General features: G+C 55.9%; 23 protein-coding genes, 3 tRNA genes and 2 other RNA genes. 6 read left to right on the forward strand and 22 right to left on the reverse strand.

All coding sequences use genetic code 11. From position 1 onward, the window contains the following. Window positions 1-66 precede the first annotated feature (66 nt). Window positions 67-819, forward strand: coding sequence for a 2,3-diphosphoglycerate-dependent phosphoglycerate mutase (gpmA, locus tag IAI47_RS13600; RefSeq protein ID WP_003851893.1), 753 nt, complete (start codon window positions 67-69; stop codon window positions 817-819). 75 nt (window positions 820-894) lie between these two features. On the opposite strand, the gene aroG is transcribed toward gpmA, so the two are convergent. Then, window positions 895-1,947 carry a 3-deoxy-7-phosphoheptulonate synthase AroG gene (gene aroG, locus IAI47_RS13605; protein WP_008925038.1) on the reverse strand — a complete coding sequence of 351 codons (1,053 nt, stop codon included), beginning with the start codon at window positions 1,945-1,947 and terminating at the stop codon, window positions 895-897. A gap of 287 nt (window positions 1,948-2,234) precedes the next feature. Here aroG and IAI47_RS13610 point away from each other — a divergent pair, with 287 nt between their 5' ends. From IAI47_RS13610 to zitB, 4 genes are all read left to right on the forward strand, one after another. Further along, window positions 2,235-2,603, forward strand: coding sequence for a YbgS-like family protein (locus IAI47_RS13610; protein WP_003851898.1), 369 nt, complete (start codon window positions 2,235-2,237; stop codon window positions 2,601-2,603). A gap of 98 nt (window positions 2,604-2,701) precedes the next feature. Beyond that, the gene (locus tag IAI47_RS13615; protein WP_008925036.1) at window positions 2,702-3,283 is read left to right on the forward strand and encodes a response regulator transcription factor; all 582 of its coding nucleotides are present in this window, start codon (window positions 2,702-2,704) and stop codon (window positions 3,281-3,283) included. A gap of 14 nt (window positions 3,284-3,297) precedes the next feature. Then, window positions 3,298-6,354, forward strand: coding sequence for an ATP-binding protein (locus tag IAI47_RS13620; RefSeq protein WP_008925035.1), 3,057 nt, complete (start codon window positions 3,298-3,300; stop codon window positions 6,352-6,354). Beyond that, the gene (gene zitB, locus IAI47_RS13625) at window positions 6,332-7,315 is read left to right on the forward strand and encodes a CDF family zinc transporter ZitB (protein ID WP_008925034.1); all 984 of its coding nucleotides are present in this window, start codon (window positions 6,332-6,334) and stop codon (window positions 7,313-7,315) included. Before IAI47_RS13620 ends, zitB begins: the two co-directional genes overlap by 23 nt. Here zitB and pnuC read toward each other — a convergent pair. The 3 genes from pnuC to IAI47_RS13640 form a co-directional block, all read right to left on the reverse strand. After that, window positions 7,309-8,031: a nicotinamide riboside transporter PnuC gene (gene pnuC / locus IAI47_RS13630; RefSeq protein WP_008925033.1), complete on the reverse strand. Its 723-nt coding sequence runs from the start codon at window positions 8,029-8,031 to the stop codon at window positions 7,309-7,311. The two genes, zitB and pnuC, sit on opposite strands and share 7 nt — an antisense overlap. Window positions 8,032-8,054: 23 nt before the next feature. Further along, entirely contained in the window at window positions 8,055-9,116 is a 1,062-nt protein-coding gene (nadA, locus tag IAI47_RS13635; RefSeq protein WP_008925032.1) for a quinolinate synthase NadA, read from the reverse strand. A gap of 126 nt (window positions 9,117-9,242) precedes the next feature. After that, window positions 9,243-9,785 carry a methylated-DNA--[protein]-cysteine S-methyltransferase gene (locus IAI47_RS13640; RefSeq protein WP_003851910.1) on the reverse strand — a complete coding sequence of 181 codons (543 nt, stop codon included), beginning with the start codon at window positions 9,783-9,785 and terminating at the stop codon, window positions 9,243-9,245. Window positions 9,786-9,943: 158 nt separating this feature from the next. Between IAI47_RS13640 and IAI47_RS13645 the strand changes: the two genes are divergently transcribed. Then, entirely contained in the window at window positions 9,944-11,419 is a 1,476-nt protein-coding gene (locus IAI47_RS13645; RefSeq protein WP_008925031.1) for an AlkA N-terminal domain-containing protein, read from the forward strand. 380 nt (window positions 11,420-11,799) lie between these two features. Here IAI47_RS13645 and IAI47_RS13650 read toward each other — a convergent pair. The 18 genes from IAI47_RS13650 to sucC form a co-directional block, all read right to left on the reverse strand. Next, window positions 11,800-11,930: non-coding RNA, RtT sRNA (locus IAI47_RS13650), on the reverse strand. Window positions 11,931-11,973: 43 nt separating this feature from the next. Continuing rightward, a non-coding RNA gene (locus IAI47_RS13655) (RtT sRNA) lies at window positions 11,974-12,108 on the reverse strand. Between the two features lie 43 nt (window positions 12,109-12,151). Beyond that, a tRNA-Lys gene (locus tag IAI47_RS13660) sits at window positions 12,152-12,227 on the reverse strand. Window positions 12,228-12,273: 46 nt separating this feature from the next. Continuing rightward, window positions 12,274-12,349, reverse strand: a tRNA-Lys gene (locus tag IAI47_RS13665). 71 nt (window positions 12,350-12,420) lie between these two features. Next, window positions 12,421-12,496: transfer RNA gene (locus IAI47_RS13670), tRNA-Lys, on the reverse strand. 164 nt (window positions 12,497-12,660) lie between these two features. Further along, window positions 12,661-13,455, reverse strand: a complete 795-nt coding sequence (gene cpoB / locus IAI47_RS13675; protein WP_003853134.1) for a cell division protein CpoB — start codon at window positions 13,453-13,455, stop codon at window positions 12,661-12,663. A gap of 9 nt (window positions 13,456-13,464) precedes the next feature. After that, complete coding sequence (pal, locus tag IAI47_RS13680; RefSeq protein ID WP_003853135.1) at window positions 13,465-13,992, reverse strand: peptidoglycan-associated lipoprotein Pal; 528 nt, start codon at window positions 13,990-13,992, stop codon at window positions 13,465-13,467. A gap of 51 nt (window positions 13,993-14,043) precedes the next feature. Further along, complete coding sequence (gene tolB, locus IAI47_RS13685) at window positions 14,044-15,339, reverse strand: Tol-Pal system beta propeller repeat protein TolB (protein ID WP_003853138.1); 1,296 nt, start codon at window positions 15,337-15,339, stop codon at window positions 14,044-14,046. 115 nt (window positions 15,340-15,454) lie between these two features. Next, window positions 15,455-16,789, reverse strand: coding sequence for a cell envelope integrity protein TolA (gene tolA / locus IAI47_RS13690; RefSeq protein ID WP_008925030.1), 1,335 nt, complete (start codon window positions 16,787-16,789; stop codon window positions 15,455-15,457). Window positions 16,790-16,816: 27 nt separating this feature from the next. Further along, window positions 16,817-17,245, reverse strand: coding sequence for a colicin uptake protein TolR (gene tolR, locus IAI47_RS13695; RefSeq protein WP_003853140.1), 429 nt, complete (start codon window positions 17,243-17,245; stop codon window positions 16,817-16,819). A gap of 13 nt (window positions 17,246-17,258) precedes the next feature. Next, window positions 17,259-17,945 (reverse strand): Tol-Pal system protein TolQ, encoded by a 687-nt coding sequence (gene tolQ, locus IAI47_RS13700; protein ID WP_003853142.1) that lies wholly within the window; start codon window positions 17,943-17,945, stop codon window positions 17,259-17,261. Continuing rightward, window positions 17,942-18,346, reverse strand: coding sequence for a tol-pal system-associated acyl-CoA thioesterase (ybgC, locus tag IAI47_RS13705; protein WP_008925029.1), 405 nt, complete (start codon window positions 18,344-18,346; stop codon window positions 17,942-17,944). Before ybgC ends, tolQ begins: the two co-directional genes overlap by 4 nt. Window positions 18,347-18,524: 178 nt before the next feature. Further along, window positions 18,525-18,818 (reverse strand): cyd operon protein YbgE, encoded by a 294-nt coding sequence (gene ybgE / locus IAI47_RS13710; RefSeq protein WP_008925028.1) that lies wholly within the window; start codon window positions 18,816-18,818, stop codon window positions 18,525-18,527. Then, window positions 18,818-18,922, reverse strand: a complete 105-nt coding sequence (cydX, locus tag IAI47_RS13715; RefSeq protein WP_008925027.1) for a cytochrome bd-I oxidase subunit CydX — start codon at window positions 18,920-18,922, stop codon at window positions 18,818-18,820. The genes ybgE and cydX overlap by 1 nt, the downstream gene beginning before the upstream one ends. Before the next feature lie 15 nt (window positions 18,923-18,937). Next, complete coding sequence (gene cydB, locus IAI47_RS13720; RefSeq protein ID WP_008925026.1) at window positions 18,938-20,077, reverse strand: cytochrome d ubiquinol oxidase subunit II; 1,140 nt, start codon at window positions 20,075-20,077, stop codon at window positions 18,938-18,940. Window positions 20,078-20,088: 11 nt separating this feature from the next. Then, the gene (gene cydA, locus IAI47_RS13725) at window positions 20,089-21,660 is read right to left on the reverse strand and encodes a cytochrome ubiquinol oxidase subunit I (protein ID WP_008925025.1); all 1,572 of its coding nucleotides are present in this window, start codon (window positions 21,658-21,660) and stop codon (window positions 20,089-20,091) included. A gap of 573 nt (window positions 21,661-22,233) precedes the next feature. Further along, on the reverse strand, window positions 22,234-23,109 hold the full coding sequence (gene sucD, locus IAI47_RS13730; RefSeq protein ID WP_003853148.1) for a succinate--CoA ligase subunit alpha: 876 nt from the start codon (window positions 23,107-23,109) through the stop codon (window positions 22,234-22,236). Next, window positions 23,109-24,275 carry an ADP-forming succinate--CoA ligase subunit beta gene (gene sucC, locus IAI47_RS13735; RefSeq protein WP_003853151.1) on the reverse strand — a complete coding sequence of 389 codons (1,167 nt, stop codon included), beginning with the start codon at window positions 24,273-24,275 and terminating at the stop codon, window positions 23,109-23,111. The genes sucD and sucC overlap by 1 nt, the downstream gene beginning before the upstream one ends.

Below are 24,275 nucleotides of genomic sequence, written 5' to 3' on the forward strand. Positions count from 1 at the left end.
TGTATCAGGCGGGCAGCAGCAGGTTTCCAATCTCACAGAAACATCACAGTATTAAGGAGTTAAGCTATGGCTGTAACTAAGCTGGTTCTGGTGCGACACGGCGAAAGCCAGTGGAACAACGAAAACCGCTTTACCGGTTGGTATGATGTTGACCTTTCTGAGAAAGGTCGTGGCGAAGCCAAATCAGCAGGTCAGCTGCTGAAGAAAGAGGGCTTTGTTTTTGATTTTGCTTACACCTCCGTACTGAAGCGTGCCATTCATACGCTGTGGAATGTGCTGGATGAGCTGGATCAGGCCTGGCTGCCGGTTGAGAAAACCTGGCGTCTGAACGAGCGTCACTATGGTGCGCTGCAGGGTCTGGATAAAGCTGAAACTGCCGCCAAATATGGCGACGAGCAGGTTAAGCAGTGGCGTCGCGGCTTTGCCGTCACCCCGCCAGAGCTGGATCGTTCAGATGAGCGCTTCCCGGGCCATGACCCGCGTTACGCGAAACTGACCCCAGAGCAGCTGCCAACCACCGAAAGCCTGGCGCTGACCATCGACCGCGTTATCCCTTACTGGAACGACACCATTCTGCCGCGCATCAAAAGCGGTGAGAAAGTGATCATTGCTGCACACGGCAACTCACTGCGTGCACTGGTAAAATATCTGGATAACCTGAGCGAAGATGAAATCCTCGAACTGAACATCCCTACCGGCGTACCGCTGGTGTATGAGTTCGATGAAAACTTCAAACCGCTGAAACGCTACTACCTGGGCGACCAGGACGAGATCGCCGCGAAAGCTGCAGCCGTTGCGAATCAGGGTAAAGCGAAGTAATTCCTCGCTGAAAGGCAAAAAGGCCAGACGAAAGTCTGGCCTTTTTTTATTGATGACAACGTCTGGCCAGGCAAATCAAGCGCGGCGCTGTTTAACCGCTGCCGCCAGCTGACGCAGCACCTTGTCAGTATCTTCCCAGCCAATGCAGGCGTCGGTAACACTTTTGCCATAGACCAGCGGCTCGCCGCTCTCCAGGCTCTGGTTACCTTCCACCAGATGACTCTCAATCATCACACCGACAATCGCCTGCTCACCGTTAATCAGCTGCTGTGCAACATCGTCTGCCACGACCATCTGACGCTGGAACTGTTTACTGCTGTTGGCATGGCTGAAATCGATCATCACCTGCTGTGGCAGACCCGCTTTTGCCAGACCCTCTTTGACCTCAGCCACATGCGGCGCGCTGTAGTTTGGCTCTTTTCCGCCGCGCAGAATGATATGGCAATCACCGTTGCCGCTGGTTTCAACAATCGCGGAGTGACCATACTTCGTCACTGACAGGAAACAGTGTGGCGAACCTGCCGCGTTAATCGCATCGATCGCGACCTTAATGGTGCCATCGGTGCCGTTTTTGAAACCCACCGGACAGGAAAGACCCGATGCCAGCTCACGGTGAACCTGAGATTCTGTGGTACGCGCACCAATCGCGCCCCAGCTCATCAGGTCAGCCACGTATTGCGGGGTAATCATATCCAGAAACTCGCCCGCCGCCGGTAAACCGCTGTCGTTAATGTCCAGCAGCAGCTTACGCGCCAGACGCAGACCGTCGTTGAGCTGATAGCTGTTGTCCATATACGGATCGTTGATCAGCCCTTTCCAGCCCACCGTGGTGCGCGGCTTTTCAAAATAGACCCGCATCACCACTTCCAGCTCGCCTTTCAGCTCATCACGCAGCGCCAGCAGGCGATCGGCATACTCTTTCGCCGCGTGTGTATCATGAATGGAGCAGGGTCCAATCACCACCAGCAGGCGGTCATCCTTGCCCTGCAGGATCTGATGAATCGCCTGACGGGCCTGTGAAACGGTCTGTGCAGCACGATCGGTCGCCGGGAATTTTTCGAGCAGCGCAACCGGAGGTAACAGCTCTTTAATCTCTTTGATGCGTAAGTCATCGTTCTGGTAATTCATACTGATTCCATTTTATTTCTGGCCCGGCGCCCGCCGGACACAACCTGCCCAATGTAGCCCGAAGCGCCAGGGGTGTAAATTCCCGCTGCGGGTTAAATGTGCGGGTCATATTTGCATTAATCAGGTTAGCGACTAGACTTTTTACTGGTAAGCACTGAGGAACATCCCGCTTACCAGATTTAATCACCCTGTTTAAGCCAACCGGCGAATTTTATTTCGTCAGGGATTTTATTACCCGAAATTGCACCTCTGGGCTTAAAGCAACTTCATTTATTAACGGGAGTATAATGATGAAAAAGTTTGCCTTAGTTTTTTTGACAGCAGCAATGACACTGAGCAGCGGTGCGGTACTGGCTGCGGACAGCAGCAGCAACAATGGTACAGCTAATCAGGCGGCCAGTGCAGGTGCAGCAGCGGGCGGCGCAAATGAAAATCTGCCGCCAAACAAAGTTGATAACGATAAAATTAATAACACCGGCAACAACACTAATCCTGCAACGTCTGGCAGCACCACCAGCAATGGTAATATGTCTGCTAACGAAATGGACCAGAACGCCCAGTGTAAAGATGGCAAATGTCCGAACATTAATAAAAAAGTTCAGACTAAAGTGGGCGGCGGTGACGTAGATACCAAAACCGACGGCACCACCCAGTAATGCTGTTTAACCCGGCGCGCTTCGGCTCTCCGGGTTTTTCTCCCCTCTGCCCCACTCTTCCGCTATGCTAATCCTGTGAAATTTACAGGGAATCCTTCATGGCTGTTTTGCTTCTGATTGACGATCATCCGCTGGTTGAAGTGGCACTTGAAGCCGCCCTGAGCCAGTCACCTATTCCGGTTCAGCTCCTCTCTGCCAGCAGTGAAAAAGCCGCCCGTCCCCTGCTTCAGCAGTCACTGGACATTATCGTGCTGGATATCGGCCTGCCGGATAGTGATGGGCTGGAGTTCCTGCGTCGCCTGAAGATCCATCGACCCGATTGCCCGGTCCTCATCTACTCCGCGCAGCAGACCCGCCACTATGTGCGTCGCGCTCAGGCGCTGGGTGCCGCCGGTTATGTGGTGAAAAGCCAGCGTATGGCGCAGTTGCTCAGCGCTATCCTTGCCGTGCTCGGCGGACAGACGGCTTTCCCGGAGATGGATGATGAGCCTGAACTCCCGCTGACCCAGAAAGAGCGTCAGATTCTGGCCCTACTGGCCAGCGGGCTGTCTAATCTGCAAATTGCTGCCCAGTTGCACATCAGCAATAAAACGGTCAGCACCCATAAGAAAAATATTCTGGAAAAAACCGGCGCCCGCTCGGTGGTAGAACTGGCCGATCTGTGGAAGGCGCAGCAGTGAGAGTTTTTCTGCTGATGCTGATGTTGCTGTGCGGCTCCGCGCTGGCTGAGGTGCGTCCGGTGAGCAGCGTCAATCTGCCGATGATGCTGCCGGTGACGCACGCGGAAACCATGCAGGGCAAAATCCTGCGCGTTGGCCTGCTGGAAGAGAACCACGCGCCCTGGACAATGCGCATCGGCAATGACCTCTATGGCATCAATGCCGACTATCTTTCCGCGCTGCGACAGCTGACCGGCGCGCAGTTCACCCTCAACCTGTACAGCGATCAGCTGCATCTCATGCAGGCACTGAGCAGCGGCCAGATTGATTTCGCGCTGGGCATGTGGGTCACGCCCCTGCCCGCCGGCACCCTGAGCAGCGATAACTGGTACAGCAGCCCGCTGCGTGTCTACCGCAATCAGCAAAACCAGCGTGCCGTGATGTTTAACAGCCAGAATGCCCAACTGGCGATCAGCGACAGCACGCTGGCCCAACTGCCGCCCGCGCTGGCGGCCCGCCACAGCTTCAGACGCTACAGCAGCGATCTGCAGGCGCTCTACACCCTGCTCAATCAGCAGAATGACTATGTGGTGGCGGATGAGACCAGCGCCGGTTTTTTGTTAAGCCAGCTTCAGCAGGGCCAGATTTACCAGATCGCCTCTCACATCGAGGCCGGACAGCTCAACCTGCGCGCGGTGGCACGTGATCCTCAGCTTATCAGCTGGATTAATCAGAGCCTGCGTCAATTGCCAGCGGAACTGATGAACACGCTACAGGCGCGCTGGAGCAGTAACCTGCCGCGCTATCAGGATACGCAGACCCTGATGCTCAGCCCCGCTGAACGCGCCTGGATCGCCGATCATCCGCGCGTTACTTACACCGCCGAACCGGACAACTATCCCTGGAGCTACCGCGATGCCAGCGGCACCGCCAGAGGTTATGGCGTGGACTTGCTGAAAGCGATAGCACAGAGCACAGGATTGCAGTTTGAGCCGGTATGGGTCAGCAATCCCCGTCAGGCACGCACCCTGATTGAGCAAAATCAGGCGATGCTGCAGCTGATGCAGCCGCTGAACGGCGATGCGATGCAGAGTACGTCGCTGCCGGTGTGGCGGGCGCTGTGGGGCATCTACAGTATCCAGTCTGACACGCTGGCGCACTGGCGCGACCTGCGCGGCAAACGGATTGGTGTATTGCAGGATGATCTGGCGCTGCGTCTGTTGCCTGCGGATCTGCAGCCCCTGCAGTTTGCCGACCATAATAGCCTTTATGACGCGCTGGCAAAAGGGCAGATCGATGTGCTGGTCGATAATGTGCTTTCCGCCCGCTGGCGTATTGCCAGCCGCGATGATGCGCGCATCCACCTGGCCTTTGCCGCCAGCGACATCGCCTGGCCCATCGCGCTCGGCGTCGCACCCGACCAGGCGGTGCTGCGTACGCTGCTGGATCGCGCTCTGCAGCAGATCCCGGCCGATACCCAGAGCCAGATGCGCGACAGCTGGTCTACCCCGCCGCAGCCCGGCAGCGTGATGGCAATGGGTTCGCTGCCAATGATGGTGCTGGCGGTGGCCGGTGCGGCCATTGTGCTGCTGTTGCTGCTGCTGGCACGCCGTTACTGGCAACAGCGCCGCGAGCGTCAGCAGCGTGAACAGGCAGAGCATGCCAATGCGATGAAAAGCCAGTTTCTGGCAACCGTCAGTCATGAGCTGCGCACGCCGATGCAGGCTATCCTGGGGCTGCTTGAGCTGGAAAAACAGCAGCACAGCAGCCAGAACCTGACGCTGCTTCACAGCAGCGCTCAATCGTTGCTGACGCTGCTGAATGACCTGCAGGACCATGCCCGCATTGAGAGCAACAGTTTTACCCTGGCACCCCGTCCACTGGCGCTGGCGCAATGGCTCAGCCAGCAGCAGCACTTTTATCACCCGTTAATGCGCGGTGACGGGCCGCGTCTGATTGTCGAGGCGCTGACGCCGCTGCCTGACACGGTGCTCATCGATGCCGATCGCCTGCAGCAGGTGATCAACAACCTGATGACCAATGCGCTGAAATTTACGCGTCACGGCACGATTCGCCTGACCCTGGCTGCCCAGGATCAACAGCTGATTCTCACAGTGAGCGACAGCGGCAGCGGTATCCCATCGGAGGAACAGCAGAAGTTGTTTGATCCCTGGTATCAGGCGCCGTCCGGAAAATCAGTTTCGGTGCAGGGCAGCGGCCTGGGGCTGTTTATCTGCCGCGAAATAGTGCTGCGGATGGGCGGCGATATCCGGCTCGCCTCAGAACCGGGGCTCGGCACTCAGGTCACTGTGACGCTGCCGCTTGAGATCTGCACGCCAGCAAACCACGTGGACGAATCCGCCCTGCCCGGTTTTCCGCAGCTGCGGGTGGCGATTGTGGATGACCACCCGACTAACCTGCTGGTGATGCAGCAGCAGCTGGCACGCTTTGCCATTCAGGCTGACATCTTTGAGCAGGGACGTGCGCTGCTGCAGGCCGATGCGCAGCAACCTTATGACCTGCTGTTTATCGACCAGATGATGCCGCGTCCCGACGGCACGCTGCTGCTGCGGATACTGCGTCGGCGTGACCGCCAGCGGAGACGGCAGGCGATGCGGGTACTCTGCTCGGCTGATGCGCAGCTGCTGTCGCGCTCGCTTGAGGAGCGGGAGCGGGTATTGATCAAACCGGTGCAGTTAGGCGATCTCAGCGCGTTGCTGGCAGAGTGGCAGCAGGCGTGGCAGGACGATCCGCTGGCGTCACTGGATGACAATCTGTGGCAACTGGCACAGCAGAATGAAAAATTCCTCAACCGTCTGAGCCAGACGCTGCACAACACGGTCACGCAGGATCTGGCTGCGATGCAGGCGGCGCATGATCGTGCGGACTGGACGCCGTTCGCTGAGGCGGCACACAGGATGAAAGGAAGCTTTTTACTGGTGGGGCTGGAGCATGGCGCGCAGCTCAGCCAGCAATTGACGGAGCAGGTAAAACAGCATCAGGACCCGTCTGAGACGTGGCAATTACTGATATTATTAGCAAACAGGTTACTGAAAAAACTGGAAACTTATGGCACATACCCACACTCATAGCGGGCAGGATAGTAATCGCACGCGTCTGGCGGCCGCCTTCGGGGTGACCGTCGTCTTCATGGTTGCTGAAGTCATTGGCGGCTGGCTCTCTGGTTCACTGGCGCTGCTGGCGGACGCCGGGCATATGCTGACCGATGCCGCCGCACTGCTGATGGCCTTGCTGGCGGTCCATTTCTCACGCCGTAAACCCAATGCACGTCACACCTTTGGCCTGCTGCGTCTGACCACGGTAGCCGCATTTATTAACGCCATTGCACTGCTCGGCATTACTGCGCTGATCGTCTGGGAAGCAGTGCGCCGCTTTGCCGACCCGCAACCGGTGACCGGCGGACTGATGCTGGGAATCGCGATCGGCGGCCTGCTGGCCAATCTGCTCTCGTTCTGGCTGCTGCATCATGGCAGCGGAGAGAAGAACCTCAACGTGCGGGCCGCGGCGCTGCATGTGATGGGTGACCTGCTCGGTTCAGTGGGCGCGATTGTGGCGGCAGTAATTATAATGCTGACCGGCTGGACGCCCATCGACCCGATACTGTCGTTGCTGGTGTCACTGCTGGTGCTACGCAGCGCCTGGTCGCTGCTGCGTGAGAGTCTGCAGGAGTTACTGGAAGGGGCTCCGCATTCACTGGATGTGAACAAGCTGACACGGGATCTCACCCTGAACATCGCCGAGGTGCGCAATGTTCACCATGTGCATCTGTGGCAGGTGGGCGAAAAGCCGATGCTGACGCTGCATGCGCAGGTGATCCCGCCTTACGATCATGATGCGCTGCTGCATCGCATTCACGACTATCTGCGCGAGAACTATCAGATCGCGCACGCGACGGTGCAGATGGAGTACCAGCCCTGCGCTGGTGCCGAGTGTGAACTCGGCTCAGGCAGTGCGGCTGCCACCGGCCATGACCACAGTCATTCTCACGACCACGATCATGACCATGTTAAAGGCGACAAGCACACTCACTGAGCTGACAGCGCGCGGGAACCCTGTTGCCGCGCGCTGCGGATCCACATACGTGATCCGTTCAGCGCAATCAGCGTCAGAATCACATACTCCAGCGACATCGCATAGACACCCTGGCGGGCGAAGATCATCACGCTAATCACGTTGATGATGACCCACAGCAGCCAGTTCTCCACATATTTGCGCGTCATCAGCACCATCGCGGCAATAGACAGCACCATCATGCAGGAATCCCAGAACGGGAAGGCATCCGGCTGCAGCGCAGGCATCGCCACCGACAGGCCCAGACCGTTCATCAGCGTTACCGCCGCACGGGTTAACAGCGCAAACACCGGATCGATATAGAGGGTCATCAGCGCAATCGCAATCACACACCCTGCTGTCCAGGCCAGCGCTTTAGGCAGCGGCAGCCAGCGGATTTTCAGCGCCGCCTGATGATCTTCGGTCTGTCGGCTCCATGCGTACCAGCCATAGAGATTGGCGGCAAAGAAGAAGAGCTGCAGCAGCAGGCTGGCATAGAGCTGGATCTGAAAGAAGATCACCGCAAACAGCGTGACGTTAATCAGGCCAAACGGATAGTTGATAATTTTTTCCAGGCTGGCAAACCAGATACAGAGTAAGCCCGCCAGCGTGCCGATGGCCTCAATCCATGAGAGATCGTAGCCTCCGGCACCCAGAGGAATATGAACCAGAATATTATGTGTGCTGAAGAAGTCCATGCAGAGCACCTGTCCGGGAACGCTTAGGCGTTGCCCTTCACGTTGAGTTTAAGTTCCGCTGCAAAGGATAGCATGCGATTAAGCGGCAGTAACGCCGCCTCTCGCAGCGTCTCATCCACCTGAATCTCATGTTCCACCCCACCCGACTCCAGCGCCTCTGCGATGGCTTTAAGGCCGTTCATTGCCATCCAGGGACAGTGCGCGCAGCTGCGGCAGGTTGCCCCTTCACCGGCGGTCGGCGCTTCCAGCAGCTCTTTATCCGGCACCGCCTGCTGCATTTTGTAGAAGATGCCGCGGTCGGTCGCCACAATCATCTGCGGATGCGGCAGGGATTTCGCCGCCTGAATCAGCTGGCTGGTCGAGCCGACCGCGTCCGCCAGTTCGACAATCGCCTGCGGTGACTCAGGATGCACCAGCACCGCCGCATCGGGATAGAGCGCTTTCATGCGCTGCAGCGCCTGGGTTTTGAACTCGTCATGCACAATGCAGGCACCCTGCCAGCACAACACATCTGCACCCGACATCCGGGTAACATAGCGACCAAGGTGACGATCCGGTGCCCAGATGATCTTTTCGCCGAGACTGTCGAGATGCTCAATCAGCTCTACCGCAATACTGGAGGTCACCACCCAGTCGGCGCGGGCTTTGACGGCCGCCGAGGTATTGGCATAGACCACCACAGTGCGATCGGGATGCGCATCACAGAAGGCGTTAAACTCTTCAATGGGACAGCCAAGATCCAGTGAGCACTCCGCCTGCAGGGTCGGCATCAGCACGGTTTTTTCGGGGCTGAGGATTTTGGCGGTTTCACCCATAAAGCGTACGCCCGCCACCAGCAGTGTGGTCGCCGAATGATTGCTGCCGAAACGCGCCATTTCCAGCGAGTCGGAGACGCAGCCGCCTGTCTCTTCCGCCAGCGCCTGAATTTCCGGATCGGTGTAATAGTGCGCCACCATCACCGCGTTTCGCGCTTTCAGCAGCGCTTTGATTTTCTCACGGTAAAACGTCTTCTCATCGTCACTCAGGCGGGCGGGTTTCGGTGGAAAAGGATAAACGGCGCTTTCAGGATCGAACATTACACTCATGACACAGCTCTCGTTTTGTCTAATTAACGAAAATCACCTGAGGAGGCGAATTTTGGCGATGAATACGCCGTCGTGTTTTATATGCTAAACACGATAGCGGAAAAGCCACACTGTGTCGTGAGATTTTTACTCTGCCTGCGTTACAGCACCGACCCTGCCCGGCTGCGTTTCATCTGCCAGCACCAGCGTTTTCTGCGGCGCTTCCAGTGCCAGCAGGAAAGCTTTGGTCTCCAGGCCGCCCGCAAAGCCGGTCAGCTTGCCGTTGGCACCGATCACGCGATGGCACGGTGCGACAATGGAAAGTGGATTACGGCCATTGGCCGCGCCGACCGCCCGCACCGCCTGCGGATGGCCGATCTCCCGTGCAATCTGGCTGTAGCTGCGCGTCTCACCAAACGGTATCGCCACCAGCGCCTGCCAGACTTTTTTCTGAAAGTCGGTGCCGACCATGTCGAACGGCAACGCAAAACAGCGTCGCGCACCGGTAAAGTACTCGCTGAGCTGACGCGCGGTTTCGATCAGAATGGGATGATCGTCATTGCGCGTTTGAGGTAAAAACCGGGTGCGTTTTGGATCGTCGTTTTCCCACAAAATCCCCGCCAGGCCGATATCGCTGGCGACCAGCTTCAGCTCGCCCACCGGGGTAACTATCTGCTTGAAGTAGTACATGGTAATTCTCCCGTCACGGTTCCGTCGTTCAGTATCGCACTTTTCATCAGCCTGACTGGCTGTTTTCGGTCATGGTTATAAACTGTTGTGCTGTCCGAAAACAGCCAGTCTGCCGGGATTCCCCCCTGTAGGCTGCGCTTATTTACCGGAGAAATGCCATGCTCGATCCCGACATTGCCTATCAGGCGCTGACCTCACGTGATACCCGCTTCGACGGCGTTTTCTTTGTGGGCGTGACCTCAACCGGTATCTATTGTCGCCCAATTTGCCCGGTCAAAGCGCCGATGCAGAAAAACTGTCTTTTCTTCAGCAGCGCCGAGGCGGCGGAGAAAGCGCGCTTTCGCCCCTGCCTGCGCTGCCGGCCTGAGCTGGCTCCCGGCAATGCGCCTGTCGATCAGCCGCATCGCGTGGCGGAGCAGCTGATTCAGCGCATTGAGGAAGGCATGCTGGAGGAGCGCGAAGGTCTGGAGGCGATTGCCGCTGAGTTCAGTCTCAGCCTGCGTCAGCTGCGCCGTATCGTGCAACATGAACTCGGTGTCTCACCACTGGAGCTGAAGCAGACACGGCGAATGCTGCTGGCCAAGCAGTTGCTGACAGAAACGCAACTGCCGGTCACAGAGGTCGCCTACGCCAGTGGCTTCAGCAGTCTGCGCCGTTTTAATGATGTTTTCCAGGCTCGCTACCGCATGACGCCGAGCGCGCTGCGCCGGGAGGATACCGGCGCGAAGCGTGCGCAGCCCGGCGACCGTGTGACGCTGCGGCTGGCCTATCGCCCGCCCTACGACTGGGCGGCGATGCTCTGGTTTTTGCAGACACACCTGATGAAGGAAGTTGAGGCAGTGGAAGATGGCTGCTGGCGACGCACCGTGGCGCTGGGACGTTATCGGGGCTGGGTCAGTGTGTCCCATCTGCCGCAGAAGAACGCGCTGCAGGTGACGCTCTCAACCTCGCTGACGCCGGTTCTGCCGCTGCTGCTGCGCCGCCTGCGCGATCTGTTTGACCTGGACGCGCAGCCGCAGCGTATCGCCACCTGTCTGGCTCAGGACCCGCTGCTGGCACCCAGCCTGATTGCACATCCTGGTCTGCGTGTGCCGGGCGCCTTCGACGCTTTTGAACTTGGCGTGCGCGCTATTATCGGCCAGCAGGTGACCGTCAAAGCCGCCACCACAGTCAGCAGCCGATTTGCCGCCGCCTTTGGCGAGCCCTGTGAAACGCCCTTTGCCGACCTGACCCGCTACACCGCGCTTCCTGAACGCATCGCAGCGCTGACGGTGGATGACGTTGCGCCGATGGGCATCGTCAGCGCCGCTCGCTCCCGCGCCATCATCGCCTTTGCCACCGCCTGCGCCAGCGGGGATCTGCGTCTCAGTGCCGCGCAGCCACCTGATGAGGTGATAAAAAAGCTGGTCAGCCTGCCGGGCATTGGTCCCTGGACCGCGCACTATATCGCGATGCGCGCCCTGCGCTGGCCGGATGCTTTTCCCAAAGAGGACATTGCCATCCGTAATAACCTGGGCGGCATGTCATCTAAAGAAGCAGAAGCGCGCTCGCAATCCTGGCGTCCCTGGCGCAGCTATGCGGTGATGCATATCTGGGAGAGCCTGGCAGTGGCGAAGGTGAAGAAAAAGCCGTGAGGATGGATACAGAGATGCAGGTTATCACCCAGACTTGCACAAGCAGTATCGCAGAAATAATAAAAGCGCCATAAAAAGCTTCCAATCTGCTGGCAAACCATCATCCGGCTGAATCTGACCGTAATAAATGAGTTTAAAGCGCAGGGAACCCGGTCAGAGGAGGAAAGCGTCCCGCTCCAGGGACGGAGCGGGCCGAGCGTGTCATGGATGACGGATTTTGCGTCTTTCCGATCTGACCGTGTTCTCTGCGCAGGCTGGATCTCATAGCGATACAGGCCAGGCTTGATCACTATCTTATATGCCAGATGCATTGTGCTTTTGAATAATAAATAGATACAGCAGAAACGAAAAAAGCGCCCAAAGGGCGCTTCTTTCTTAATTGGTGGGTCGTGCAGGATTTCGGCCCTTCCAGGGCCTCGCCCTCCGGGTGATGCTAACGCATCAGCCTGAATCACCGGGCGATTCAGTCGAACCTGCTGCAGGTTCTCACCCTGCACGGTAAAGTCCGTGCCCCGGAAACGAAAAAAGCGCCCAAAAGGCGCTTCTTTCTTAATTGGTGGGTCGTGCAGGATTGCCTCGGCCCTTCCCAGGGCCTCGCCCTCCGGGTGATGCTGACGCAACAGCCTGAATCGCCGGGCGATTCAGTCGAACCTGCTGCAGGTTCTCACCCTGCACGGTAAAGTCCGTGCCCCGGAAACGAAAAAAGCGCCCAAAAGGCGCTTCTTTCTTAATTGGTGGGTCGTGCAGGATTCGAACCTGCGACCAATTGATTAAAAGTCAACTGCTCTACCAACTGAGCTAACGACCCGCTGGGGGCTTACAACCGTTCAGCGCGCCTGGCGGCTGAGATAAGATGGTGGGTCGTGCAGGATTCGAACCTGCGACCAATTGATTAAAAGTCAACTGCTCTACCAACTGAGCTAACGACCCATCTTAGGTTGTGAAGCAATGCTGAAGTGTTCTTCTTGAAACTGCGCGGTAAAAAGCGCGTCTGAAGGAGATGGTGGGTCGTGCAGGATTCGAACCTGCGACCAATTGATTAAAAGTCAACTGCTCTACCAACTGAGCTAACGACCCATCTTCAGGCTTACCATACACTTTTCAATGTGTCCCGGCAACGGCGGCATATATTACTGATTTAGCGGGGTAGCGCAACTCTTATTTCTGCTAAACGCTTCAGTTGCTTACCTTTCATACGGCAAGACCAGAAATCACACGATATCTGGTCTGAACCGGACAAATTACAGACCGCTCAGACGTTTCTGAGCTTGTTTAGCAGATTCAGTGTCTGGATAAAGTTTGATCACCTGCTGGAAGACCGCTTTGGCTTTCGCCGTGTCTTTTTTCTCCTGCATGATCACACCCACTTTCAACAACGCTTCTGCAGCTTTCGGCGACTTCGGATAGTTTTTCACTACCGTGGCGTAATAATACGCCGCGTCGTCCTTTTTGCCTTTGTTGTAGTTCAGCTGACCCAGCCAATAATTCGCATTCGGCTGATAGGTCGAATCAGGGTAACGTTTTACCCACGCCTGAAGCGCGCTGATCGCCTGGTCATACTGTTTCTTCTCCAGAATCAGCGCCACAGCCGCATTGTAATCGCTGTTCGCATCGCCGGTCTGCGCAGGTGCGCTCTCCGTTGATGCTGCCGCGCCTGCGGTTGCTGCTGCGCCTGTATCTGCTGCGGCATCGCTGCCGGCTGCCTGTTGCCCGCCGTTGCTGCTGGCGCTGCTCAGCGTGTCAATCTGCTGGTAAAGCTGCTTCTGCCGCTCAACCACCTGATTCAACTGATACGTGTTTTGCTGGATTTGCCCACGCAGCGCATCAATATCACGCTGGTTATCGCTCATCTGCTGCTGCAATTGCTGCATCAGCTGTGCCTGGGCATTAGAGATTCGTTCAAGAGTGGTGACACGGTCTTCGACCGAGCCGGAGCCAACGCTACTGATTGACGCTTGGGCATTAGCGGCCCAGGGGGCCGCTACGCCAATCAGTAACGACAGACTCAACAGATGACGTCTGAAGTTACTAACCATGTGATTCTCTTAGTAGACCAGAACGGCACGACGGTTTTTAGAATACGCTGCTTCGTCATGACCCAGAACGGCTGGCTTCTCTTTACCGTAAGAAACGATAGACATCTGATCAGCCGACACGCCTTTACCCTGCAGGTACATCTTAACGGCGTTAGCACGACGTTCGCCCAGGGCGATGTTGTATTCCGGCGTACCGCGCTCATCCGCATGACCTTCGATGGTCACTTTGTATGATGGGTTGCTGCGCAGGAAAGTTGCGTGCTGATCCAGCATCTGTGCGTAATCAGACTGAACGTCATATTTGTCCAGACCGAAGTACACGATGTTGTTCTGCTGCAGCTGCTGCATCTGCAGACGAGCCTGCTCGTCAGAAGACATGTTGCCGCCGTTGCCGTTCATGCCAGAATTTGCACCGTAAGCGCCATCAGCACCCATGCCAGTCTGGTCATTGTTGTTGTTTTTGTGTGAGCTACAAGCCGCTACTGCCAGAACCGGCAGAGCCAGCATCAAACCCTTCAGCACTTTGTTCAGTTGCATTTCAAAAATCCCATTATTGTTTATTGTTTGCGATGTCTGAAGTGTCAGACATTACAGATACGGCGACCAGGCAGGAAATTTTACCTGTCCATCAGTTGCCGGAAGACGCGCTTTGAAACGGCCGTCGGTTGAAACCAACTGCAACACGGAACCCATACCCTGAGTAGAGCTGTAGATTACCATTGTGCCATTTGGTGCCAGGCTCGGCGTTTCATCCAGGAACGTGTCCGTTAACGTTTGAACGGCTCCCGTTTCCAGATCCTGTTTGGCGACGTGTTGAGCACCACCGTTGGTGCTAATCATCACCATAGATTTACCATCTGTTGCCACATCCGCATCCTGGTTCTGACCGCCTTCCCAGGTAATACGCTGTGGCGTGCCGCCATTAATACCGACTTTATAGATCTGAGGGGCACCCGCCTGATCGGAGGTATAAGCCAGAGTCTGGCTGTCCGGGAACCAGGTCGGTTCAGTACTGTTATAACGACCATCCGTCACCTGACGCGTCTGACCTGACGCCAGATCCATCACATAGAGGTTCAGGCTACCGGTTTTAGAGAGTGCGAAAGCGAGCTTAGAACCATCTGGCGAGAATGCCGGAGCACCGTTGTGACGCGGATATGAGGCAACCTGACGGATGGCACCGTTAGAGAGCGTCTGGACCACCAGCGCGGACTTGCCGCTTTCAAAGGTCACGTAGGCCACTTTGCTGCCATCCGGAGACCAGGCTGGCGACATCAGTGGCTGTGGTGAACGATGTACGACGAACTGGTTATAGCCATCGTAGTCAGCGACGCGCAGTTCATAAGGGAACTGACCACCGTTGGTCTGCACGACATAGGCGATGCGGGTGCGGAAAGCGCCCTTAATGCCTGTCAGCTTCTGGAACGTTTCGTCACTGGCAGTGTGAGCGGCATAGCGCAGCCACTGCTTTGTCACTTTATATGAGTTCTGTGCCAGCACTGTACCCGGCGCACCGCCGGTGTCAACCAGCTGGTAAGAAACCTGATAGCTGCCATCCGGGTTAGACGCGACCTGACCGACGACAACGGCGTCGATGCCGAGTGCGCTCCAGGCGGCAGGCTGCACTTCCTGCGCACTGGTTGGCTGCTGTGGCAGACGTGAGCGATCCAGTGGATTGAATTTGCCACTGTTGCGCAGGTCAGCCGCCACGATGCCGCCGACATCTTCCGGCGCTGCACCAGAACCGGCCCATTTAAACGGCACCACGCCAATCGGGCGCGCGGTGTTCACACCCTGGGTGATCTCAATTCGAACTTCTGCATGCAGCATGGCTGCCCACAGCAGGATAAAAAAGCCTAACGTAACGCGAAGAGCTTGCTTCATTTTATCTCCCTTATCTGAACCTCAGTCCACGATAATTGGCACTGTTCCTGGAAACCACGAGTACAACATAAGTACGGCAAGCTAAACATAGATCAACTTGCCGACCGTGACTGCATTATTGCGGTTTAAAACGCATCGGCGCGTTTTTAAACACTTCGTAGACCGCCTGAGAAGGCGGCTTCGGAATACGTGCCTGTTTGGCAGCAGCAATCGCGGCCTGGCAGAGCGCGGGATCACCACCCTCTGACTTAACATCAATCAACAAGCCATCAGGCGCAAGTTTAATCCGCAAATCACAGGTTTTTCCGCGATACAGATCGGCATCGTAGAATCGGCTCTGAATCGCACTCACCACCTGACCCATGTAGGAGTTGATCTCAGCGCCCGATGCCCCCGCTTTCTTCTGGTTGCCCTGCCCCGCTGCGCCACCTGAGGTGCCGCTTTTCGGTGCATTTTTACCGGAAGTGAGTCCACCCAGCAAATCATCAACATCGCTGTCATTGGCCGCATCGGCGGCAGCTTTCGCTTTGGCATCTGCTTTGGCTTTAGCGGCAGCCTCAGCCTTCGCTTTGGCAGCCGCATCGGCTTTCGCCTTAGCAGCCGCTTCCGCCTTCTCTTTAGCGGCCTCTTTCGCCGCCTCAGCTTTCTCTTTGGCAGCTTCTTTGGCGGCTTCGGCTTTTTCTTTAGCGGCTTCAGCGGCTTTCTCTTTTGCTGCCTCAGCAGCTTTTTCTTTCGCTTCTGCGGCTTTCTCTTTCGCTTCTTCGGCGGCTTTAGCTTTGGCATCCGCAGCCGCCTTCACTTTGGCCTCAGCCGCCGCTTTTGCATCCGCTTCCGACTTCGCCTTCGCCTCCGCAACGGCTTTCTCTTTTGCCGCAGCGGCAGCAGCGGCTTTCGCCTGTTGATCAGCCTGCTTCTTTGCTTCGGCTGCGGCCTGCTTCGCCTGCTCAGCAGTCGCTTTAGCCTGAGCATCCGCCTGTGCTTTCGCATCCGCTTTAGCTTTAGCTGCTGCCGCTTCGGCGGTTTTCTGCTGTTCCTGAGCCTGTTTCGCGGCGTCTTCTGCCGCTTTCTGCTGCTCAGCCTGCTGTTTAGCCTCTTCTTTCGCGGTTTCCTGCGCGGCTAAACGCTCTTTTTCCAGCGCTTTCAGACGCTGCTGTTCAGCAGCCTGTTTCTGTTGCAGCTCTTCTGCCTGCTGCTGCGCCTGCTTTTTACGCTGTTGCTCAGCCCGCTGGCTGTCGCTTTGCTGGTTCTGCTGACGATTGTATTGACTCACGACGGCACCGGGATCGACCATCACAGCATCAATATCGCTGCCTCCGCCACCCGCACTGCTGGGGTCAACGTGCTCATTAAACGAGCTCCAAATCAGCAGCGCGATCAACACGATATGCAGAATCACCGAAATGATTATCGCGCGCTTTAACTTCTCGTTTTGCTCGGTTGCCTTCGACACACTCGGTTCCCAAAAAACGGTTCGATTTTAAATCGGCTGCGTCATCAAACCGACAGATTTAACACCCGCCTGGTGCAGCAGGTTGAGCGCTTTAATGATTTCATCGTAAGGCACTTCTTTCGCGCCCCCAATCAAAAACACCGTCTTAGGATTTGCTTCCAGTCGACGCTGCGCTTCGCTGATCACCTGCTCGGGGGGGAGCTGATCCATACGATCGTGATCCACGACCAGGCTGTACTGCCCCACGCCCGCCACTTCAACAATTACCGGCGGATTATCATCGCTGGAAACGGTTTTAGAGTCGGTCGCATCAGGCAGATCCACTTCCACGCTCTGGGTAATAATGGGTGCCGTTGCCATGAAGATCAGCAGCAGCACCAACAGGACGTCCAGTAGCGGAACGATGTTGATTTCCGACTTCAGGTCGCGGCGTTTGCGACCACGTACTCTGGCCATCATTAACCTCTATTTACTTAGCGCTATCGCTGGAGAAAGCCTGGCGATGCAGAATGGCAGTGAACTCTTCCATGAAGTTGTCGTAGCCCTGCTCCAGTTTGTTGACGCGCTGGTTCAGACGGTTGTACGCCATTACCGCCGGAATTGCCGCAAACAGACCGATTGCGGTTGCAATCAATGCTTCAGCGATACCCGGTGCCACCATCTGCAGTGTTGCCTGCTTCACCGCGCCCAGCGCGATAAAGGCGTGCATGATCCCCCAGACAGTACCGAACAGCCCGATATAGGGACTGATTGAACCGACAGTACCGAGGAACGGAATGTGGTTTTCCAGCGCTTCCAGCTCACGGTTCATTGAGATGCGCATCGCACGGCTTGCACCATCAATAACTGCCTCCGGCGCATGATTGTTAGCGCGGTGCAGTCGGGCGAACTCTTTAAAGCCGGAGTAGAAAATCTGCTCCGAGCCGCCCAGCTCTTCCCGACGCTCCTGGCTCTCCTGATACAGTCGGGAGAGTTCGATGCCGGACCAGAATTTGTCTTCAAATGCCTCAGCTTCTCTTCCCGCCGCATTCAGAATACGTGTGCGCTGAATAATAATGGCCCAGGAGGCAATAGAAAAGCCGATCAAAATCAACATGATAAGTTTGACCAGAAGGCTCGCCTTCAGGAACAAATCAAGAATGTTCATGTCAGTCACTGCTTGAACTCCGCGACAATAGACTTGGGAAGCGCAATCGGCTTCATTAGATGAGGGTTAATGCAGGCAATCAGGACCTCTGCCTCATTGAGCACTTTGCCTTCAGTATTCACGATACGCTGAGTGAACGTCATGGTAGCCCGAGTCATTGAGGTGACCTCGCTCTGGATCTCCAGAAGGTCATCAAGACGCGCCGCTGCAAGATAGTCCACCGTGATGCGCCGTACCACAAAAGCGATCTGCTGTTCTAACAGCATCTGCTGATTGAAATGGTGCTGTCGCAACATTTCGGTACGTGCTCGTTCATAAAAAGCGATATAGCTGGCGTGATAAACCACACCACCGGCATCAGTATCTTCGTAGTAGACCCGAACCGGCCAGCGAAACAGCGTTGTACTCACTCTACATCCCGGCCTCGTTTTAAACGTTGCTACTATACGCAAGAGAATTGGGGTTGGGAATGGCTCGTCAGAGCCAGGCGAAAATAATTATCGCTCGGTAACAAATGGAACGATTTCAGGAAGATTAATTGACCAGACGCTGACAAATATTCACTGACAGCGCTGGTGAGGTGGGGTGTTACAGGTAAAAACGGTAAAGCGCGATAAATAACACCAGCATGGCGGGTAACGGGCTAAACAGCGCCTGCCATCGGGTTTGCTGTGGCCGGAAGCCTGTACCGTGAATCACACCACTGCAGACCGCCCAGATCAGCACCAGACCCTGCAGCGCAGGCAGCTGACCCGCGTGGTTAGCAAAGCGGGTCGGGTCCCACATCACGCCGCCAGCCGCCAGCAGCGCCAGCAGCAGTGAAAGAGCCCGTAACGGGCCCTTATCCATCAGATCATACAGCATCCGAATTGGCGTACGCATCAGTGAGACTCATCCTGCGCTTCAACGTGTTCAATCGCCAGCGCGGTCACGATACCAAAGGCACAGGCCAGCAACGTGCCGAGAATCCAGGCAAAATACCACATGCGACTTCTCCTTAATTAATAGAGTGAGTGACTGTTGCTTTCAATATGCTCTTTGGTAATACGACCAAACATCTTCCAGTAACACCAGGTGGTGTAAATCAGAATGATTGGAACAAAGATAGCGGCGGCAACGGTCATCGTTTGCAGCGTCAGCAGGCTGGACGTTGCATCCCACATCGTCAGGCTGGTACCCGGCACGGTGCTGGATGGCATGATGAACGGGAACATCGCAATGCCGGCGGTCATGATGACGCAGGCCAGCGTCAGTGAAGAGAACAGGAATGCCCAGGCGCCCTTCTCAACCCGCGAGCAAAGTATGGTCAGCAGCGGCAACACCACGCCCAGCAGCGGGAACAGCCACAGCACAGGATGGTTCTGGAAGTTGACCATCCAGGCACCTGCCTCACGCACTACCGTTTTACCCAGTGGGTTAGAGGCAGCAAAGTGATCCATCGTGCTGGTCACCACATAGCCATCAATACCATATTTCACCCAGACACCGGCCAGGATGAAGCAGGCCATCATCACCAGGGCGGCAAGTTGTGCTGCGGTGCGTGAACGCAGATGCAGTTCGCCCGTGGTGCGCATCTGCAGATAGGTTGCGCCCTGTGCCAGAATCATCGCTACGCTGACCACACCAGCCAGCAGGCCAAACGGATTCAGCAGCTGGAAGAAGTTGCCGGTGTAGAACAGACGCAGATACTCATCGGCATGGAACGGCACGCCCTGTAACAGGTTGCCAAACGCCACGCCAATGACCAGCGGCGGTACGAAGCTGCCGATGAAGATGCCCCAGTCCCAGGCACCGCGCCAGCGGTTGTCTTCAATCTTCGAGCGGTAATCGAAGCCAACCGGACGGAAGAACAGCGAGGCGAGCACCAGAATCATGGCAACGTAGAAGCCAGAAAAGGCCGCCGCATAGACCATCGGCCAGGCGGCAAACAGTGCGCCACCGGCAGTGATAAGCCAGACCTGGTTGCCGTCCCAGTGCGGGGCGATACTGTTAATCATAATGCGACGCTCAGTATCGGTGCGACCCAGAATGCGCGTCAGCATGCCGACGCCCATATCAAAACCATCTGCGACAGCAAAGCCGATTAGCAGCACGCCAATCAACAGCCACCAGACAAAGCGCAGAACTTCATAATTAAACATGGTCGCTCTCCTTATCCCCGAACCGGCTGCGTGGTTGCCGTGATCTGCTCATGATGATAACGCCCGGTTTTCAGGCTGCTCGGCCCAAGGCGGGCGAATTTGAACATCAGGTACATCTCAGCCACCAGGAACAGCGTGTAGAGTCCGCAAATCAGGATCATCGAGAACAACAGATCGCCTACAGTCAGAGAAGAGTTCGCCACCGCAGTCGGCAGAACTTCACCGATTGCCCAGGGCTGACGACCATATTCCGCGACGAACCAGCCGGATTCGATTGCGATCCACGGCAGCGGGATACCAAACAGCGCCGCTTTCAGTAACCAGCGATTTTTACCGATGCGGTTACGCAACACGCTCCAGAAAGCCAGCGCGATAATGCCCAGCAGCAGAACACCACACAGCACCATGATACGGAAGGCGAAATAAAGCGGGGCAACACGCGGGATAGAGTCCTGCGTCGCCTGTTTGATCTGCGCTTCTGTCGCATCCGCCACGTTATCGGTATAGCGTTTCAGCAGCAGACCGTAACCGAGATCCTGTTTGTGACTGTTGAACGCGTCCCGTACCGCCTGATCCTGACTGCCACCGCGCAGTTCGTTCAGCAAGGCGTAGGCTTTCATGCCGTTGCGGATGCGTACTTCATGCTGTGCCATTAACTCTTTCAGGCCCGTCACCGGCGTATCCGTGGATCGGGTGGCAATCAGGCCCAGCAGCCAGGGAATCTGAATGGCGTACCGGTTCTCCTGAGTGGCCTGATCGGGCAAGCCAAACAGGGTAAAGGACGCCGGCGCCGGCTGGGTTTCCCACTCCGCTTCAATCGCGGCCAGCTTGGTTTTCTGCACATCACCCATTTCATAACCAGACTCATCACCCAGCACGATCACTGACAGCACCGCCGCCATGCCAAAGCTGGCCGCAATAGCAAACGAGCGTTTAGCAAAGGCGAAGTCGCGGCCTTTCAGCATGTACCAGGCACTGATGCCCATGATAAACATCGCGCCTGTGGTGTAACCGGCCGCGACGGTGTGAACGAATTTCACCTGTGCCACCGGGTTCAGCACCAGCTCTGAGAAGCTGACCATCTCCATGCGCATGGTTTCAAAGTTGAACTCTGAAGCGATAGGGTTCTGCATCCAGCCGTTGGCGACCAGAATCCACAACGCAGACATATTCGAGCCCAGGGCGACCAGCCAGGTCACCGCCATGTGCTGCACTTTACCCAGCCGATCCCAGCCAAAAAAGAACAGCCCGACAAAGGTCGATTCCAGGAAGAACGCCATCAGACCTTCAATGGCGAGCGGCGCGCCGAAGATATCGCCGACGTAGTGAGAGTAATATGACCAGTTTGTCCCGAACTGAAATTCCATGGTCAGTCCGGTAGCGACGCCCAGCGCAAAGTTAATACCAAATAACTTGCCCCAGAACTTCGTCATATCTTTATAAATTTGTTTACCGCTCAGGACATAGACCGTTTCCATGATCGCCAGCAGAAACGCCATACCCAGCGTTAAAGGGACGAACAGAAAATGGTACATCGCCGTTAAGGCAAACTGTAACCGCGACAGCTCGACGATATCTAACATAAGGACTCCTTGCTCCTCGCTTTGTCTCCGTCACGCGCGCGATCAGATCGAACGTAATCGGAGTCAGGAACGACTGTTTATTGATTCCAGTTTTTTATTACCAGCAGAACAGGTCTGTGAGCTGCCCGAAAAGGCGAGTAACGAATGAAGCAGCTCTGAAAAATGTCAATCAGCGCTTTATTAACGGCTGCTTTAACAGGAGAAAAGTGGGTGTCATCCCGGGTTGAGCAGACGTATGAAAATTTGTGTAAAAGGCTGGATTGATGCAGCGCAATTTACGCCCTTAGCGTTGCGCTTTGCCAGAGATATAGTTGGATATAAAACGTGATTTATTGATCTGGATTAACGTAATAAGTTTCCAGATAGAGCTGGGTCAGTTTCCTGTTAAAAAATTGTCATTAATGAAATAAGATGTGAAGAAATAGTTTACCTTTGCCACTTTTTCTTAACGTGATAAACGGTGAGCAGGTTATTTAACAACGTATTCTTCGCTTTCACTGCCAGCATTATGCCCGTTGATAACGGACATAAAAAAAGCCACCCGAAGGTGGCTTAGTTTCAGATGACGCTGACTTATTTGGCCGGTAATACGGCTTTAACTGCATCACCGATATCAGCCAGGCTGCGAACGGTTTTCACGCCTGCCGCTTCCAGCGCAGCAAATTTCTCATCTGCTGTGCCTTTACCACCGGCAATGATGGCGCCTGCATGGCCCATACGCTTGCCTTTTGGCGCGGTTACGCCAGCAATATAGCCCACAACCGGTTTGGTCACGTGCTCTTTAATGAAGGCTGCGGCTTCTTCTTCAGCGCTACCGCCGATTTCACCGATCATCACGATAACTTCAGTCTGTGGATCATCCTGGAACATTTTCAGAATGTCGATGAAGTTAGAGCCTGGGATCGGGTCACCGCCGATGCCGACGCAGGTTGACTGGCCGTAGCCGATGTCAGTGGTCTGCTTAACCGCTTCATAGGTCAGCGTACCTGAACGCGATACGATACCAACGCGGCCCGGCTGGTGAATGTGGCCCGGCATGATGCCGATCTTACATTCGCCAGGGGTGATAACACCCGGGCAGTTTGGACCGATCATCCGCACGCCTGCTTCATCCAGCTTCACTTTCACGGTCAGCATATCCAGGGTCGGAATACCTTCGGTGATGGTGATGATCAGTTTGATGCCCGCTTCGATCGCTTCCAGGATGCCATCTTTACAGAATGGTGCGGGGACATAGATCACGGTGGCAGTTGCGCCCGTCGCTTCTACGGCTTCGCGCACGGTATTGAACACCGGCAGGCCGAGGTGAGTCGTGCCGCCTTTGCCTGGCGTCACGCCGCCAACCAGTTGGGTGCCGTAAGCCAGCGCCTGCTCAGAATGGAAAGTCCCCTGGCCACCGGTGAAACCCTGGCAAATGACTTTGGTGTTTTTGTCGATCAGAATGGACATTATTTACCCTCCGCGGCAGCAACAACACGCTGTGCGGCGTCTGTCAGGCTGGTTGCTGCAATGATGTTCAGACCGCTGTCCGCCAGTTTCTGGGCGCCCAGCTCGGCATTGTTACCTTCCAGACGTACCACTACTGGCACGTTCACACCCACTTCAGCCACTGCGCCGATGATGCCGTCGGCAATCAGGTCACAGCGTACGATACCGCCGAAGATGTTAACGAAAACGGCTTTAACCGCATCGTCAGACAGGATGATTTTGAAGGCTTCGGTTACGCGCTCTTTGGTCGCGCCGCCGCCGACATCAAGGAAGTTGGCTGGCTGACCGCCATGGTGCTTAACGATGTCCATGGTACCCATCGCCAGACCTGCGCCGTTAACCATACAACCGATGTTGCCTTCCAGCGCAACATAGTTCAGTTCCCACTGTGTCGCATGTGCTTCACGTGGATCTTCCTGGCTTGGGTCGCGCATTTCACGCAGTTCTGGCTGACGGAACAGGGCATTGCCATCGGCACCCAGTTTACCGTCCAGGCAGATCAGGTCGCCCTGCTTGGTAATCACCAGCGGGTTGATCTCAACCATCGCCAGATCGCGCTCCAGGAACAGTGTCGCCAGACCCATGAAGATCTTGGTGAACTGACCAACCAGCTTGCCAGTCAGGCCAAGTTTGAATGCCAGCTCACGGCCCTGGTAAGGCTGCGGACCGGTCAGCGGATCCAGCGCCATTTTATGGATCAGGTGCGGGGTCTCTTCCGCCACTTTTTCAATTTCCACGCCGCCTTCAGTCGACGCCATGAAAATGACGCGACGCGTTGCGCGATCGACCACAGCGCCCAGATAGAGCTCCTGGTCGATATCGGTCGCTGCTTCAACCAGAATCTGGTTTACCGGCTGGCCGTTTGCATCAGTTTGATAGGTCACCAGGCGTTTGCCCAGCCAGTTTTCAGCAAAGGCGCGAATCTCTTCTTTGCTGTTAACTACTTTCACACCGCCCGCTTTACCGCGGCCACCGGCATGAACCTGACATTTAACTACCCACGGGCCTGCGCCAATTTTAGAGGCAGCTTCTTCCGCTTCACGTGGTGTAGTACAGGCGTAACCCGTTGGTGCAGGCATGCCATACCGTGCAAACAGTTGTTTCGCCTGGTATTCGTGTAAGTTCAT

It is taken from the genome of Pantoea sp. MT58, assembly GCF_014495885.1.
Classification (GTDB): Bacteria; Pseudomonadota; Gammaproteobacteria; order Enterobacterales; family Enterobacteriaceae; genus Pantoea; species Pantoea eucalypti.

What these genes read in the sequence shown, in the direction of transcription:
- gpmA (WP_003851893.1), top strand. Translation starts at nt 67, where the DNA reads ATGGCTGTAACTAAGCTGGTTCTGGTGCGACACGGCGAAAGCCAGTGG.
- aroG (WP_008925038.1), bottom strand. Translation starts at nt 1,947, where the DNA reads ATGAATTACCAGAACGATGACTTACGCATCAAAGAGATTAAAGAGCTG.
- IAI47_RS13610 (WP_003851898.1), top strand. Translation starts at nt 2,235, where the DNA reads ATGATGAAAAAGTTTGCCTTAGTTTTTTTGACAGCAGCAATGACACTG.
- IAI47_RS13615 (WP_008925036.1), top strand. Translation starts at nt 2,702, where the DNA reads ATGGCTGTTTTGCTTCTGATTGACGATCATCCGCTGGTTGAAGTGGCA.
- IAI47_RS13620 (WP_008925035.1), top strand. Translation starts at nt 3,298, where the DNA reads ATGCTGATGTTGCTGTGCGGCTCCGCGCTGGCTGAGGTGCGTCCGGTG.
- zitB (WP_008925034.1), top strand. Translation starts at nt 6,332, where the DNA reads ATGGCACATACCCACACTCATAGCGGGCAGGATAGTAATCGCACGCGT.
- pnuC (WP_008925033.1), bottom strand. Translation starts at nt 8,031, where the DNA reads ATGGACTTCTTCAGCACACATAATATTCTGGTTCATATTCCTCTGGGT.
- nadA (WP_008925032.1), bottom strand. Translation starts at nt 9,116, where the DNA reads ATGAGTGTAATGTTCGATCCTGAAAGCGCCGTTTATCCTTTTCCACCG.
- IAI47_RS13640 (WP_003851910.1), bottom strand. Translation starts at nt 9,785, where the DNA reads ATGTACTACTTCAAGCAGATAGTTACCCCGGTGGGCGAGCTGAAGCTG.
- IAI47_RS13645 (WP_008925031.1), top strand. Translation starts at nt 9,944, where the DNA reads ATGCTCGATCCCGACATTGCCTATCAGGCGCTGACCTCACGTGATACC.
- cpoB (WP_003853134.1), bottom strand. Translation starts at nt 13,455, where the DNA reads ATGGTTAGTAACTTCAGACGTCATCTGTTGAGTCTGTCGTTACTGATT.
- pal (WP_003853135.1), bottom strand. Translation starts at nt 13,992, where the DNA reads ATGCAACTGAACAAAGTGCTGAAGGGTTTGATGCTGGCTCTGCCGGTT.
- tolB (WP_003853138.1), bottom strand. Translation starts at nt 15,339, where the DNA reads ATGAAGCAAGCTCTTCGCGTTACGTTAGGCTTTTTTATCCTGCTGTGG.
- tolR (WP_003853140.1), bottom strand. Translation starts at nt 17,245, where the DNA reads ATGGCCAGAGTACGTGGTCGCAAACGCCGCGACCTGAAGTCGGAAATC.
- ybgE (WP_008925028.1), bottom strand. Translation starts at nt 18,818, where the DNA reads ATGCGTACGCCAATTCGGATGCTGTATGATCTGATGGATAAGGGCCCG.
- cydX (WP_008925027.1), bottom strand. Translation starts at nt 18,922, where the DNA reads ATGTGGTATTTTGCCTGGATTCTCGGCACGTTGCTGGCCTGTGCCTTT.
- cydB (WP_008925026.1), bottom strand. Translation starts at nt 20,077, where the DNA reads ATGTTTAATTATGAAGTTCTGCGCTTTGTCTGGTGGCTGTTGATTGGC.
- cydA (WP_008925025.1), bottom strand. Translation starts at nt 21,660, where the DNA reads ATGTTAGATATCGTCGAGCTGTCGCGGTTACAGTTTGCCTTAACGGCG.
- sucD (WP_003853148.1), bottom strand. Translation starts at nt 23,109, where the DNA reads ATGTCCATTCTGATCGACAAAAACACCAAAGTCATTTGCCAGGGTTTC.
- sucC (WP_003853151.1), bottom strand. Translation starts at nt 24,275, where the DNA reads ATGAACTTACACGAATACCAGGCGAAACAACTGTTTGCACGGTATGGC.